At 50.3% G+C, this 14,082-nt stretch carries 12 protein-coding genes; 1 reads left to right on the top strand and 11 read right to left on the bottom strand.

What is annotated here, in order from left to right; genetic code table 11:
- Nucleotide 1: 1 nt before the first annotated feature.
- The 10 genes from glp to MKY63_RS19785 all read right to left on the bottom strand — a co-directional run bounded on the left by glp (nucleotide 2) and on the right by MKY63_RS19785 (nucleotide 12,305).
- Nucleotides 2-1,252, bottom strand: coding sequence for a gephyrin-like molybdotransferase Glp (glp, locus tag MKY63_RS19830; protein WP_076141338.1), 1,251 nt, complete (start codon nucleotides 1,250-1,252; stop codon nucleotides 2-4).
- 42 nt (nucleotides 1,253-1,294) lie between these two features.
- Nucleotides 1,295-2,785 (bottom strand): nitrate/nitrite transporter, encoded by a 1,491-nt coding sequence (locus MKY63_RS19825; RefSeq protein ID WP_036675998.1) that lies wholly within the window; start codon nucleotides 2,783-2,785, stop codon nucleotides 1,295-1,297.
- Nucleotides 2,786-3,046: 261 nt separating this feature from the next.
- Nucleotides 3,047-3,574 (bottom strand): hemerythrin domain-containing protein, encoded by a 528-nt coding sequence (locus tag MKY63_RS19820; RefSeq protein ID WP_339809680.1) that lies wholly within the window; start codon nucleotides 3,572-3,574, stop codon nucleotides 3,047-3,049.
- Between the two features lie 23 nt (nucleotides 3,575-3,597).
- On the bottom strand, nucleotides 3,598-4,245 hold the full coding sequence (locus MKY63_RS19815) for a response regulator transcription factor (RefSeq protein ID WP_038572504.1): 648 nt from the start codon (nucleotides 4,243-4,245) through the stop codon (nucleotides 3,598-3,600).
- Between the two features lie 7 nt (nucleotides 4,246-4,252).
- Nucleotides 4,253-5,317: a sensor histidine kinase gene (locus tag MKY63_RS19810; RefSeq protein WP_036675994.1), complete on the bottom strand. Its 1,065-nt coding sequence runs from the start codon at nucleotides 5,315-5,317 to the stop codon at nucleotides 4,253-4,255.
- Nucleotides 5,317-5,775, bottom strand: coding sequence for a GAF domain-containing protein (locus MKY63_RS19805; RefSeq protein ID WP_036675992.1), 459 nt, complete (start codon nucleotides 5,773-5,775; stop codon nucleotides 5,317-5,319). Before MKY63_RS19805 ends, MKY63_RS19810 begins: the two co-directional genes overlap by 1 nt.
- Before the next feature lie 52 nt (nucleotides 5,776-5,827).
- Nucleotides 5,828-6,514 (bottom strand): respiratory nitrate reductase subunit gamma, encoded by a 687-nt coding sequence (gene narI / locus MKY63_RS19800; RefSeq protein ID WP_036675990.1) that lies wholly within the window; start codon nucleotides 6,512-6,514, stop codon nucleotides 5,828-5,830.
- Nucleotides 6,511-7,077 carry a nitrate reductase molybdenum cofactor assembly chaperone gene (gene narJ, locus MKY63_RS19795; protein ID WP_036675989.1) on the bottom strand — a complete coding sequence of 189 codons (567 nt, stop codon included), beginning with the start codon at nucleotides 7,075-7,077 and terminating at the stop codon, nucleotides 6,511-6,513. Before narJ ends, narI begins: the two co-directional genes overlap by 4 nt.
- Nucleotides 7,070-8,641 (bottom strand): nitrate reductase subunit beta, encoded by a 1,572-nt coding sequence (gene narH, locus MKY63_RS19790; RefSeq protein ID WP_036675987.1) that lies wholly within the window; start codon nucleotides 8,639-8,641, stop codon nucleotides 7,070-7,072. The genes narJ and narH overlap by 8 nt, the downstream gene beginning before the upstream one ends.
- Complete coding sequence (locus MKY63_RS19785; protein WP_038572510.1) at nucleotides 8,631-12,305, bottom strand: nitrate reductase subunit alpha; 3,675 nt, start codon at nucleotides 12,303-12,305, stop codon at nucleotides 8,631-8,633. The genes narH and MKY63_RS19785 overlap by 11 nt, the downstream gene beginning before the upstream one ends.
- 387 nt (nucleotides 12,306-12,692) lie before the next feature.
- Here MKY63_RS19785 and MKY63_RS19780 point away from each other — a divergent pair, with 387 nt between their 5' ends.
- Nucleotides 12,693-13,112: a hemerythrin domain-containing protein gene (locus tag MKY63_RS19780; protein ID WP_036675981.1), complete on the top strand. Its 420-nt coding sequence runs from the start codon at nucleotides 12,693-12,695 to the stop codon at nucleotides 13,110-13,112.
- A 277-nt stretch (nucleotides 13,113-13,389) separates the two neighbouring features.
- Here MKY63_RS19780 and MKY63_RS19775 read toward each other — a convergent pair whose 3' ends face one another.
- A complete protein-coding gene (locus tag MKY63_RS19775; protein ID WP_094901922.1) occupies nucleotides 13,390-13,785 on the bottom strand; it encodes a DUF488 family protein in 396 nt (131 codons plus the stop codon).
- Nucleotides 13,786-14,082 lie beyond the last annotated feature (297 nt).

Genomic DNA, 14,082 nt, shown 5'->3' with positions numbered 1-14,082 from the left:
CTTACAGTACCCATTTATCCGTACCTTCTTCAACACCCAGAAGCAGTACATCAACAAGATCACCTGCGGCGTAACCTCTTGTCCCGCCCGGCAGCACAATCAGCGAATTCCCGCGTGCGATGGAAGATACGGCATTAGATTTATTGAAACCGGCAGGACGCACCGAGGTGCGGTCATGAACGGCCCGGATAAACCGGGTGAACGGATTGGCCTTTGGGTAATCTTCTGCCAGTACCGCCGTCGTGCGCGGCAGATAAATTTTATCCGCTCCCATCATTTTGAGCAGGGCGGGTCTAACAAACAGCTCGAAGCCTGTGAAGCAGGCAGAAGGATTGCCGGACAGTCCGAACAAGTACGTATCCCCGGCAACCGCAACTGTGGTCACGCTGCCCGGACGCATCGCCACCTTGTTGAACAGCACATCAGCCCCGAGACGGTTATATATTTCCGGCAGGTAGTCATAATCACCGACGGACACACCTCCCGTTGTGATCAGGCAGTCTGTTTCTGTCATTGCCTTCCGCACCGTCAGCAGGCATGCTTCCAGTTGGTCTGCGGCTGTATCATACATCCGGTAAGGAATACCCATCCGGGCGAGCTGGGCTGCGATCATCGGTCCGTTACTGTTGCGGATTTTGCCGGGTGCAAGCTGTGCTGTCACCTCCAGCAGTTCGGTTCCCGTAGACAATATCCCTACTACCGGCCGCTTACCGACCTGAACATACCCATAACCGAATGTAGCCAGCAGCGCTACAATCCCGGGATGAATGAAGCTGCCGGCCGGAACGATCATTTCTCCTGACCGCATATCTTCACCCTTCAGGGACAGATTCTCCTGTGGCGCAAAAGCTTTACGGATTGTAAACGTATGACCTGCTGCTGTGGCCTGTTCAAACATAACTACAGCATCCGCTCCTGACGGCAGCGCCGCTCCCGTCATCAGACGGACAGCTTCGCATGGCCCAATTGCAATCTGAGATACTGCCCCTGCGCCGATATGATCTACTACAGTAAAGCTGATCCTGTTATTACCGGAAGCACCGGCAGAATCTGCCGAAGAAATTGCATATCCGTCATAGGGTGATCGGGTAAAATGCGGAACATCATGGGTTGCCGTCAGCGGCTCCGCCAGGATCCGTCCATAGCTTTCAGCAAGTGGAATCCTTTCTGTACCTATGCAACATGCTCTTTCAGTTACCCGGAATACAGCTTCGGCAACGGTAACCGGAGTTCTGGTCTTTTCCACCTTCATCTGCTCCTAACTTAGTGCCGTACTAAAAAACGGTTCATCCGGTTATTTCTCCGTAATATCGCTGAATGTGCCTACATACCGGACATCTTCGCCGGTCTCATCCTTTACAGCGCTGATATTCAGCCACTGCAAATACTCTTCCCCGCCCTTGCGCTTGTTCCAGATTTCACCCTGCCACATCCCCTTCTCCCTGACTTCGCTCCACATTAAGCGGTAGAACTCCTTGGATTGGCGGCCTGACTTCAGAATGCTGGGCTGTCTGCCAAGAACTTCGTCTTCCGTATAGCCGGTGAGCTTCGTGAACGCCGGATTGACGGTCTTGATCAGACCGGAGACATCCGTAACCAGAATCCCCTGTCCGGTAGAATTGAACACTTCAGAGGTAAGCGCAAGCCGGTCCTGAAAATAGATCCACACTACCAGCACCAGACTGGCCAGCGCTACCTGAGAGAGCAGCATGAACCCGATGGAATATTGCCCTGTAGCCGAATAAATCACCGACAGCATAATGGGAGGGAAAAAACCGCCCAGACCGCCCATCATCGATACGATCCCGTTGGCGACACCCGCCTGCTTATTGAAGTACAGTGGGACTAATTTGAATATGACTCCGTTACCGATTCCCGCACTGAACGCAATAGCAAGGCAACCTACTGTATATAAGCCCATGTCAGGCATAAATGCCAGGATGATTGCTGCAACCGTATAAATACTGAATGTGCCGGTAAGCAGAAACAAAGGCTGGAACTTGTCGGCAAGCCAGCCGCCTATCGGCCGGAAGAAGGTCGCAACGGCAATGAAGCCGGCTGTGCGCATCCCGGCATCCACTTTTTCCAGACCGAAGTTCGAAACTAGAAAGTTCGGCAGATAAATAGTGAAGGCAACGAAGGAGCCAAAAGTAATGAAATAGAACAAGGAGAAAAGCCAGAGCTTTTCATTTTTGGACACGCCCTTGATCTGTTCAATAATCGGCGTTTTGAGTTTAGGCTCATGACGATCCCCAAAGAAGAAATTTAATGCGATAAATACCAGTAACAGGATCAGATACATTTTAACCGCGGGTGCCCAGCCAATCTGTGCTGCCACAATCGGAGCCGAGAAGGTAGTGACAGCTGTTCCGATATTCCCGATCCCGTAGATTCCGTTGACCAGACCATGCTTATCTTTGGGGAAATACTTCGGCAAAGAGGTTACACCTACCGAAAAAACGGCTCCGCCGATTCCCAGGAACAAACCTCCGATAATTAAATGAGTGACCGAGGATGCTTCACTGATGAAATATACCGGAAACAAAAGCAGGATAAAGCTGAACATAAAAATAATGCGTGCTCCCAGAATGTTTGCATAATAGCCTAAAGGAATCCTGAGAATAGAGCCGAGCACCACCGGAATAGCCGTGACCATCGCTAGCCGCCCCGGAGGAATGCTGATATCCTCGGAAATAAAGGGCATCAGGGAAGAGATGATCACCCACACCATGAATCCAGTAATCAAGTTTAATGTTTGTAGCGGCAATTGCATTTTTTTAATCATTCGACTCACCTTTTCGCCGTTTATTCTCTTGATTATTCATACCAATACTTCCTGTACTCATTGTATCCGCCGATCCCCCGGCTCAGATATAGGGGAGTCCCCTTTCCCTGACAGGGGAAACCCTAAAAATAAAATAACCCCACATAGTGGGGCCTTGCTCCAGAACTTATTCACTCCTATCACAAATGAAACATAATACCTTATCTACTCTCTTAATAAGACCCAAAAAAGCCGCCCCAAGTAGGAGCAGCCTGTTCATTATCACGTAATGAGCGTATTCAATTGCTGGCTTAACCATTCTTTGTCTTTCGCACTCAGCTGATGCTCGGCCATCGGGTAAATGACAGTCTCTTCTTTGACAAAGTGTACCGTCAGAACCTCAAAAGCCTCCCCTGCATCCTTAACAGCTGCGCGGATATCCTCAAGCGGCAGCATATCTATATTGCCCTCTGTGTAATGCAGGAAATGCCCTATATATCCGTCAATCTCGCGGTGCTCCTCCTGGATGCCGACCAGTGGTCCTTGTTCAAAGCCGATATAACTGCCAAGCAGCGGGAAAAAAAACGTTTCTTCCTTCACAGTATGCTTCTTCAACGGACCAGTAAACTCCAGAATCGCCTTACGCAGCTTATGCAGCTGTGTCCTAGATTCTTCCAGAACGGGCTGATCGTGTTCAAACCAGAGTACAAGTGCATGCCATTCTTCCATCAGAAATGATAAATAGCGGTGTTCATTCTCAAGAATACGCATGGCGGGCATCGTAAACTTGAGCCCTGTATTTTCCGGCATCCTGCTAACCCTCCATTTGCAAATCAGAAATCCAGCATTTTTTTCCTTAAAGCATACTCGACCAGCTCCGGTCTGCTTTTAAGGTTTAACTTCTCCATAATTTTCGCTTTGTGGGCTTCCACCGTTTTTACCGAAATAAACAGCTTCTCTGCGATTTCCTTGTTCCCGTATCCCTTGGCGATAAGCGGCAGGATCTCCAGTTCACGTTTGGACAACAGCTCAAACAGATCCTCTGTACCGCCGGATTTGTCCTGCTTAATAAATTCACGGACCAGTGAGGTCGCCATCTTAGGATGGATATAAGTGCCGCCTTCATAAATGGTCCGGATGGCCAGCAAAAGCTCCTCGTCCGGAGCGCTTTTGAGAACATAACCGGAGGCCCCGTTCTTCAATACATGAAAAAGATATTCATCATCGTCATGCATCGTCAGAATTAGGATTTTGGTATCGGGATAATCCTCTTTAATCTTCCCGGTTGCAACCAGCCCACTTTCGCCCGGAGGCATGCTTAAATCCATAATCAGAATATCCGGCCGGAATTTGGCAACCATTATATAAGCTTCCCTCCCGTCTGCCGCCGCTCCGATCACTTCTATGTCATCCTGAAAATTGAGAATCATGGAGAATCCGCTCCGTACGATCGCATGGTCGTCTGCAATGACGATCTTCATCAGAAGCTCATTCCTTTCCTCGGGATAATCCTACTGGCACCTGTAAAATAATGGTTGTGCCCCTACCTATCCCTGAATCTACGGTGAAGGTGCCACCCACCAGCTCCGCCCGTTCCTGCATGCCAAAAAGACCAAGTCCGGTTCCATTGGGTTCGTCTCCCTGAATGAAGCCTGTTCCCTCATCCTTAATCAGAAGCCGCAGCACGCCGTCATTTTCTGTAAGAGATACTTTGACGCTGTCTACCTGGGCATACTTCAGGGCGTTCAACACAGCTTCCTGGCATACACGGTACATGACGGTTTCAATCTCACTCTCATACCGTTTCTCCAAAAGCCGGGACTCATATTCAATTATAAGTCCGTAGCTTTGTTCCATCCGCTTGAAGTGTGACCGGAATGCAGCCTCCAGCCCGAAATCATCAAGTGCAGCCGGCCTGAGCTCCACGGAAAGGTTGCGGATATCATTCAGAAGTCTTGTCATGGATACTTCGGTCTGCTTCACCTTCTTCAGCAGCTGTTCATCAGCTGTCATATATTTGAGCACACGCAGATCAATCACGGCACTCATCAGCTCTTGGGCAACGCTGTCATGCAGTTCACGGGATATCCGCTTGCGTTCATTCTCCTGCGCCTCAATGATATGCTTCATCATCTTGTTCTGGTAGAACTTCTCTTGTGTCGTGAACTGTCTGCTCAGATCCCTGAGCATAAACACTCTGATACCATTCTCGTCATCTATCGTGTGAAAGGTGGCGGCATAAGGGACAATCCCTTTATCTTTCGTCTCCAGATAGACTTGATAAGAGGTAAATTCCTCTGAGTCCGGTGTATGAAAGTAACAATTAAGGCATGTGCGGAGCTCCGTCTCACTAGTGTATCCCCGGCAGGTCCCGCATAGTGCCTCAGGATTTCCCTGATACAACTGCTTCAGGATATCCTGGTCAACGATGTTCTCGGCAGCCGGATTCATCGCCAGGGCTTTCCCTTGCCGGTCAAAAAAGAACATCGCCTCCGAGCTGTTCTCGAACAGCTTCGTCATGAGCAGGCTCCGCAGATCCATTCCGGGTGTCATCAACTGAGCAACAATTCCTTCCCGTTCAAGTCTCCAATCCCCTTACGTGCTACCCTGTCCAGGTCTCTCAGCATTTCAGCGGTTACCTGCCGTTCACCCCTGAAACCGCCTAGAAGCACGCCTGCGACGCGGGCATCATTCCACACCGGTACAGCACCAATACTGTTCAAATTCTCCATCTTAGTAATGGGATAATTAAACAAGGTATCAGGCTTCACATCTGTCTGCACAGAAGGGATTAAGAACGGTTTTCCGGTCTTGAACACGATCCCTGCAATCCCTCTGCCGGATTGAAGTACAATCCGTTTGTAACGGTCATTAGTGTTCCCTGAGGCGTATTTCCACCGGATTACATAGTCATATTCCGCAGGTTCAGCAAGAGCCAGCGACATGAAGTCATATCCTAGAGCTGCGCGGATCCGGTCAAGCTCGATTTGATAATCCACCTTATTGTTCATCGTTTTCTCTCCTCGATTAGAACAGGAAAAGAAGTCCACGCAACTCTTTCCGTTAATTCGATTTATTTCTTCTGTATAGGATATAACTTCTGCCTATATAATTCAACGGAACACTCCATACATGGACCAACCGGGTGAACGGCCAAAAGGCAAAGATGGCAAACCCTGACAAGATGTGAAGCTTGAAGGAAAACGGCACATCACTCATCAGTGACGGGTCCGGACGGAACATGAACAGGCCGCGGAACCAGACAGAAATCGTATCGCGGTAGTCAAACTCAGGTTGTACGGCATTCGTTACAATGGTAGAGTACATCCCCATAAACACGATAAACAGGAGGAGTGAGTTGACTATCAGGTCCGACGCACTGCTGAGACGGCGGACATTCTTAAGCGTAAAGCGCCGCGAAGTCAGAATCAGCATCCCGAGCAGTGTGGCTGCACCGAAGATGCCCCCGATGTATACCGCGCCGATGTGGTAAAGATGATCACTTACGCCGATGGATTCCAGCCATGATTTCGGAACAGCGAGCCCGCCAATATGGCCCAGGATAACCGGCATAATTCCGAGGTGGAACAGAATGCTGCCGAATTTCAGTTGTTTCTTTTCAATAAACTCACTGGATTTGGCCGTCCAGTTAAACTGATCCTTACGATAACGAAAAATATGTCCGCCGATAAAGATCACCATACACATGTAGGGAAAAATGACCCATAAAAACTGACCCAGCATATTCATTGACTCAGGGCCTCCTGTTCAGCACAAGCTTTTAATGTTTCGCGCAATCCCTTGACCAGATGGAAATAGGGACTTTCATTTCGTTCCAGAGCCTTGAGCAGATGATACGTACCATCCTCAAGAATCGCTATCAGCATCCGGAAATTCTCCGGCGCTCCCGGGACTTCCAACCACTGCGCGGCATATAGAAATTCACACATAAGCGGCAAATAATCAGGTAGTTCTTCCTCCGGCATTTCCAGACCGAACATTTCGTACAGAAGCTTCAACTTGGCGAGCATTTGCCCCCGTTCCTTGGCCTCCTCAAATTTGAAATAGGTCATATACAAGGCGCAGTCCTTCTGAAAATCAAATGTAGCGGCATAACTCTCCTGAATCTCATCCAGACTGAAGCTCTGCATTTGCTTCCAATAGGTATGCACATGGGCATAACCCGGATGAGTGCTGTCAAACGCCTCTTCCAGAAAAGCCGGATGAAAGTCCAGCTTCTCCGGGTACATGAGCTGCAGGGCGAAATAACCGAAGGATTCCTTGTAATCATGCAGTTTGATCAGATCAATCACGCCAAATCCCCCCGTAGAAATTCTCTTCATACATTTCCTTGCCGGTCTTCATCGTGTCGCCGGCAGAGCTGGCAGGTCCGCAGCCGTCACAACCGGAGCCGGAGCCCATATCGCCCATCCCGTTTCCGAAACCGGTCGAGCCCTGGGCACGGTAAGGGTTCATGTGCTGCTCCTTGTGGGAGGTTGGGATCACGAAACGGTCTTCATATTTGGCAATCGCGAGCAGCCGGTACATTTCCTCTGTCTGCTGTGCTGTCATACCGACACGTTCAAGACGGCTAGCGTCAAACCCTTGGCCTGAGGATTTAGCGCGCATGTAGGAGCGCATCATGGCCATCCGCTGCAGGGCTTCTTTGACGGTCTCCGTATCGCCTGCGGTCAGCATGTTCGCCAGATACTGGATCGGTGTGCGCATCTCTTCGATAGCCGGGAAAATCATATCGGGATTCTTCAGCGAATCTTTACCTTCAAAATAATTCATGATCGGGCTAAGCGGCGGCACATACCACACCATAGGCAGTGTGCGGTATTCCGGGTGAAGCGGGAAGGCAAGCTTGTGCTCAATCGCCAGTTTATAGACCGGTGAGTTCTGGGCTGCCTCCAGCCAATCCTCAGAGATACCATCTTTTCTCGCCTGGGCAATGACTTCCGGATCATGCGGATTCATGAACAGATCACATTGTGCTTTGTACAAATCTTTCTCGTCCGGGGTGGATGCGGCATCAAGAACCTTGTCGGCATCATACAGCAGAACCCCGAGATAGCGGATTCGGCCTGTACAGGTCTCGGAGCATACCGTAGGCAGTCCTGCTTCCACACGCGGGAAACAGAAGGTGCACTTCTCCGCTTTGTTGGTCTGCCAGTTGAAATACACTTTTTTATACGGACAGCCAGTCATGCAATATCTCCAGCCTCGGCAGGCTTCCTGGTCGACCAGAACAATCCCGTCTTCATCCCGTTTGTACATCGCACCTGAAGGGCAGGAGGCGACACAGCTTGGGTTGAGGCAGTGTTCACAGAGGCGCGGCAGATAGATCATAAACGATTTCTCGAAGTTGAATTTAATTTCTTCCTCGATCTTCTGGATATTCGGGTCAAGCGGGCCGGTTACATGCGCTCCCGCCAGATCATCCTCCCAGTTAGGCCCCCATTCCAGATCCATCTTCTCGCCTGTTACAGCAGAATGAGCCCGCGCCACCGGGGAATGCTTTTGCTCTCCTGCATTCGTCAGATGCTCATAATTGTAAGTCCACGGTTCATAATAATCCTTCATCTCCGGCATGTCGGGGTTGTAGAAGATTTTGCCGAGCGCAATCTTGGACAGCTTATTGCCGGATTTCAGCTCCAGCTTCCCCTTGCGCAGCTGCCAGCCGCCCTTGTAGAGCTCCTGGTCTTCCCAGCGTTTCGGATAACCAATCCCCGGTTTCGTTTCCACGTTATTGAACCACATATATTCCGCACCTTTACGGTTCGTCCAGGTCGTCTTGCAGGTCACGCTGCAGGTGTGGCAGCCGATGCATTTATCCAGATTCATTACCATTGCAACTTGCGCTTTAATTTTCAAGCCAGTTGACCTCCTTCATTTTGCGGACGGCTACGTAGACATCACGCTGGTTGCCGATCGGACCATAGTAGTTAAAACCGTAGCTGAGCTGTGCGTATCCGCCGACCATCTGGGTAGGCTTCAGATGAATCCGGGTAGGCGCATTGTGGCTTCCGCCGCGCGTATCCGTAATTTCAGAGCCCGGTACTTGAATGTGCTTGTCCTGGGCATGGTACATAAACATGGTGCCTCTCGGCATCCGGTGACTGACAACCGCGCGTGCAGTTACGACACCGTTACGGTTGTAGACTTCGAGCCAGTCATTATCCTCAATGTGATGTGCCGCAGCATCCTCATTATTGATCCACACGGTTGGACCGCCCCGGAACAACGTCAGCATGTGCTGGTTATCCTGATAGGTCGAATGGATATTCCATTTCCCGTGCGGTGTCAGATATCTCAGAACCAGAGAATCCTGTCCACCCTTCACTTCCTTGTCACGCGGCCCGAAGACCATCGGAGGCAACGTTGGCTTGTAAACCGGCAGCGCTTCGCCGAACTGCTGGAAGATTTCATGGTCAATGTAGAAATGCTGTCTTCCGGTCAGCGTCCGGAACGGAACGAGACGTTCAATGTTCGTGGTGAACGGTGAATAGCGCCGTCCCTGCTTGTTCGACCCGCTGAATACCGGTGTCGGAATGACTTCCCGCGGCTGTGCGGTGATGCTCTGGAACGTAATCTTTTCTGCGGCCCGGTCCGCCGAGATATCTCGCAGCTCTACTCCTGAATCCTTCTCCGCTGCAGCGTAAGCCTTCTGGGACACGCGCCCGTTGGTAGCCGAAGACAGGTGAAGAATCGTATCTGCGGCCTGGCGGGCAGTCTGCAGCTTCGGCAGTCCGTTTTTGATCGTTTCATCGAAATAAATACCGCTGAGCTTCTTCAATTCCTCATATTCTTCGGCGACAGAGAAGCTGATGCCGTGCGCGCCTGCTTTGCCGATTGCGAGGTTAGGTCCGAGTGAAATGTATTTGTCATGAATTTTAGTATAATCACGCTCTACAATAGTAAAGTTCGGCATTGTTTTGCCCGGGATAGCCGGAACTTCGCCTTTGGTCCAGTCTTTGACAAGACCCATCGGCTGTGAGATCTCGCTTACCGAATCATGGCCGAGCGGTGACATCACAACATCCTTATAAACGCCAGGCAGATGCGATTTTGCCATTTCGGAGAATACCTCAGCCAGCTGGCGGTAAATATCCCAATCTGACCGGGATTCCCACAGCGGGTTAACTGCCGGATTGAACGGATGAACAAACGGATGCATGTCAGTCGACGACAGATCTGTTTTCTCATACCAGGTTGCGGCCGGCAGCACGATATCTGCATAGAGGGGTGTTGTCGTCATCCGGAAATCCAGGGCAACCATCAGATCGAGCTTACCTTCGACATCCTCACGCCAGATAATCTCTTCCGGTTTCTGTTCTTCATTCGGCTCGGCCAGCAGACCGTCGGAAGCTCCGAGCAAATGCTTCATGAAGTATTCCTGCCCTTTGGCAGAGCTTGAAATCAGGTTCGAGCGCCAGATAAATAATGAACGGGGAAAGTTCTCCGGTGCGCCGGGATCTTCCACGGCAAACCGTGTTTTCCGTGATTTAATCTCTTCCACGGTGTGACTGATAATCTCGCTGTTAGTCTTCTTGCCTTGCTGTGCGGCTTCCTCGGCGAACAGAAGACTGTTCTTGTTGAATTGCGGGAAGGATGGCAGCCATCCGAGACGGGCAGCCAATACGTTATAGTCAGCCGGATGTTGGTAAGCTACATCCCCTCCAGTCGGCGATTTCAGTGAATCAGTGCCGCTCTCCTCATAACGCCATTGCTCTGTTGCGAAATAGAAGAACGAAGTCGCGTTCTGCTGACGTGCCGGACCCTGCCAGTCCTTGGCAAAAGCAACCGTTGACCAGCCTTCAATCGGACGGCATTTCTCCTGACCAACATAATGCGCCCAGCCGCCGCCGTTAACACCTTGGGAAGCGGTCAGCACCACTAGATTCAGAATGGAACGATAGATGGTATCGCTGTTGAACCAGTGATTAATCCCTGCGCCCATGATGATCATAGAGCGTCCACCCGTATCAATCGCATTCTGGGCAAATTCGCGGGCAATCTGAACTACGACACTCGCCTTTACCGTCGTAATCTTCTCTTGCCATGCCGGGGTGTAATAAGAGGATTGATCCTCATATCCCTTTGCGTTAAGCGGACTTTCTGTACGTGCGACGCCATACTGGCTCATCATCAGATCATAGACTGTGGCGGCATAACGTTCTGCACCGTCGGCAAGCCGTATTTTGCGGGCCGGAATCACCCGCCTGAAGGTGCCGTTGCCGGCATTATCGAAGTACGGGAACACGATTTCCGTCCACTCTTCTCCGTGGCCTTCGATGGTCAAGGCGGGTTCTACTTTACTGCCGTCTTCCCGCTCGAGGATCAGATTCCATTTCTTTCCTTCCTCCCAGCGCTGCCCCATGGTACCGTTCGGAACCATCATCTCACCAGCCACCTCGTCAAAGATTACCGGTTTCCAGTCTGAGTGCTGGGAGTTATCTCCAAGATCACTCGCCCGCAAGAAACGTCCGCCTTTAAGGGCATCCTCATGAGGGTCAAGCAGAATCAGGAAAGGCATATCTGTATATTGCTTCGCATAATTCAGGAACATCGGCTCCTGGCGTTCCTGGTAGAACTCTTGCAGGATGACATGCGTCATGGCCTGGGCAAGCGCAGCGTCCGACCCTGGATTCGGGGCCAGCCAGTTGTCGGCGAATTTGACGTTCTCTGCGAGATCCGGTGCCACCGACACGACTTTGGTTCCCTTATAGCGTACTTCAGTCATAAAGTGGGCATCCGGCGTCCGAGTTAGCGGTACGTTAGAGCCCCACATCATCAGGTAACCGGCGTTGTACCAATCCGAAGATTCTGGAACATCCGTCTGCTCGCCCCAAATTTGCGGGGAAGCCGGAGGAAGATCAGCATACCAGTCATAGAAACTGAGCATTTGACCGCCTAGTAGTGATATGAATCGCGCCCCCGATGCGTAGCTGACCATGGACATGGCCGGAATCGGTGTGAAGCCGGCGATGCGGTCGGGACCGTATTTCCGGATCGTGTAGATCAGCTGGGCCGAGATCAGCCGCAGCGCGTCGTCCCAGGCTACACGTATATGTCCACCTTTACCGCGCGCCTTCTTGTACTGGCTAGCCTTCTCGGGGTCTTCAACAATACTGGCCCAGGCATCGATGTAATTGTCATGCTCCTTCAACGCCGTTTGCCACAGCCGCCACAGTTTCCCTCTGATATACGGGTATTTCACGCGCAATGGACTATATTCGTACCACGAGAAGGTAGCTCCGCGGGGACAACCGCGCGGTTCAAACTCCGGCATATCCGGTCCGCAGGAAGGATAATCGATCTGCTGATTTTCCCAAGTAATGATTCCGTTCTTCACAAACACCTTCCAGCTGCAGGAGCCTGTACAGTTGACTCCGTGAGTGGTACGCACTACTTTATCGTGAGACCAGCGCTGGCGGTACATATTCTCCCAATCTCTATTTTTCTCTTCAAGAATGGACCAGTTTCCGGAATAGCTTTCAACCGGTTTAAAAAAGTTAAGTCCGAATTTCTTCTTCATCGATCCAGAACACTCCCTTTAAAATTTATTCAATTAATACCATTATGGATCTACCCGGCCGTGCTTCCCATTAGGGAAACACCTATTGAACCTCGGGAATTCCCTCGATCTGAATAAAAAGCAAAAAGCCTTTCCCACTGAGGAGAAAAGCTGTGTTCCTGCCGTTTACTTCCCGGGCAGAGGATCCCATTAGGGACTTCCCTCTTTTTGGTCCGGGGAATTCCTTAGCGGGAATTCCTCTGCAAATTCGTGTGCTATACTGGCAAGTGGAAACGGCTTTACCGTCCTTTTTTGAAGACGGTACCGTTTCAGCGAGAAGTAGAATGATCATTATCATATGAAACATATAGATTCTTATATTTTCGAAAAACGGGAGGATGAAGCAACATGCCAGGACCCTCACTACGCCAGTTGCATGCCCACCATGCCATTCATCAGGGCGGGCTCTCCGGCGCTGTAGCCAAGACCGAAGAAGTGGAAGAACTGCTGGAAGCGAAGGAATTTGAAGTGGCGCATCAGGCCGCCGAACATCTAATTGAGTACTGGGAGACGCGGATTATCAGCCATGCTGACGCGGAGGAAGACGGGTTCTACCAGGAAATGGCCGGGAAGAATCCTAACCTGCAAGACGCAGTTCTTGGGCTTACACGTGATCATGAATTATTGCGGATTATAGTAAAAGATGTCAAAGCATTGCTTGCGGAAGAAGGCCTCACTCCGGAGGTGCTTCACCAGTTCCACGCGCTGCTGGTTGTGAACGCGATTCATAGCCGGGATGAAGAACGTCTTCTGTTTGAGGAGGCGTGACCTCATTTCTAGCTTGCATGATGGCACGCAAATCAGCTTTGTTAATCAGTAATTCTTGCAGCGTGTATTCGCCCAACAATGGAAGCGATGATTGGCGAACTGCCCAGGCTCGGGATGAAAGAAGAGCAAATTCATTATGAGTTTTTCGGACCGGCACTCCAATTGAACAACAATTTAATTATGAATCTATTCACCCAGCATCTAATTTTATTTATTAAAAAAAGCACACGGGCCTCCCTCGAAATCCTTAACGATTCGGGGGAGATCCGTGTGCTTTTTATCTGGAAAGCAGCCATTTATATAATACATTCGCATGATTATGTATTGGGTCTTTCGCGGCATATACCAACGTAACATCCTGTTTCAGCACCCGTTCACGGATTGTCGCTGCAAGTCTCACGCGCGTCGGATCTTCCTCCAGTTCCCGGATATAACGGTCACTAAATGCCGCAAAACGCTCCGGCATGTGGTCAAAACATTTGCGCAGCTCCGGGCTTGGAGCAATCTCCTTCATCCATTCGTCTAATGCCGCCTGCGGTTTCGTAATTCCGCGTGCCCACAGCCTGTCCACCAGTATCCGGTACCCGTCCTCCGGAGCCGCCGGCTCATAAATCCGCTTCAGACATATAGAGTACTGATGTTCATCTAAATTGCGGCAGGTATTCACCAACATGTAGTCTCCCTCCTGGTATCCATACTGGAACGGACCGTTGTCCAATTGCTGTATCGAACGTGCGGTCAGCTATTCCAAAAGAGCGATTTCTTAGTACACTGAATATACCATGGAACAAATTTTCCTGCCAAGGACAGTAACTTGGAGGGAATGTGGTACCGTAAACAGGTTGATTGCCGATTAAATCCTAAACCATGTAGAAGAGCCTCACAGAATTGCATTTACTGGTCAGAACTATTATCATATCCATCGTTGCTAAAAGAACTAATAATATTATTCCACTCCGTTTTTTTATTG

This window comes from Paenibacillus sp. FSL R7-0189 (assembly GCF_037969925.1).
Classification (GTDB): domain Bacteria; phylum Bacillota; class Bacilli; order Paenibacillales; family Paenibacillaceae; genus Paenibacillus_AQ; species Paenibacillus_AQ odorifer.
The sequence above is the reverse complement of the archived record's forward strand: the minus strand, read 5'-3'. Positions and strand labels throughout refer to the sequence as shown.

Coding starts and splice junctions, on each gene's coding strand:
- glp (WP_076141338.1), bottom strand. CDS start 1,252: ATGAAGGTGGAAAAGACCAGAACTCCGGTTACCGTTGCCGAAGCTGTA.
- MKY63_RS19825 (WP_036675998.1), bottom strand. CDS start 2,785: ATGATTAAAAAAATGCAATTGCCGCTACAAACATTAAACTTGATTACT.
- MKY63_RS19820 (WP_339809680.1), bottom strand. CDS start 3,574: ATGCCGGAAAATACAGGGCTCAAGTTTACGATGCCCGCCATGCGTATT.
- MKY63_RS19815 (WP_038572504.1), bottom strand. CDS start 4,245: ATGAAGATCGTCATTGCAGACGACCATGCGATCGTACGGAGCGGATTC.
- MKY63_RS19810 (WP_036675994.1), bottom strand. CDS start 5,317: ATGACACCCGGAATGGATCTGCGGAGCCTGCTCATGACGAAGCTGTTC.
- MKY63_RS19805 (WP_036675992.1), bottom strand. CDS start 5,775: ATGAACAATAAGGTGGATTATCAAATCGAGCTTGACCGGATCCGCGCA.
- narI (WP_036675990.1), bottom strand. CDS start 6,514: ATGAATATGCTGGGTCAGTTTTTATGGGTCATTTTTCCCTACATGTGT.
- MKY63_RS19785 (WP_038572510.1), bottom strand. CDS start 12,305: ATGAAGAAGAAATTCGGACTTAACTTTTTTAAACCGGTTGAAAGCTAT.
- MKY63_RS19780 (WP_036675981.1), top strand. CDS start 12,693: ATGCCAGGACCCTCACTACGCCAGTTGCATGCCCACCATGCCATTCAT.
- MKY63_RS19775 (WP_094901922.1), bottom strand. CDS start 13,785: ATGTTGGTGAATACCTGCCGCAATTTAGATGAACATCAGTACTCTATA.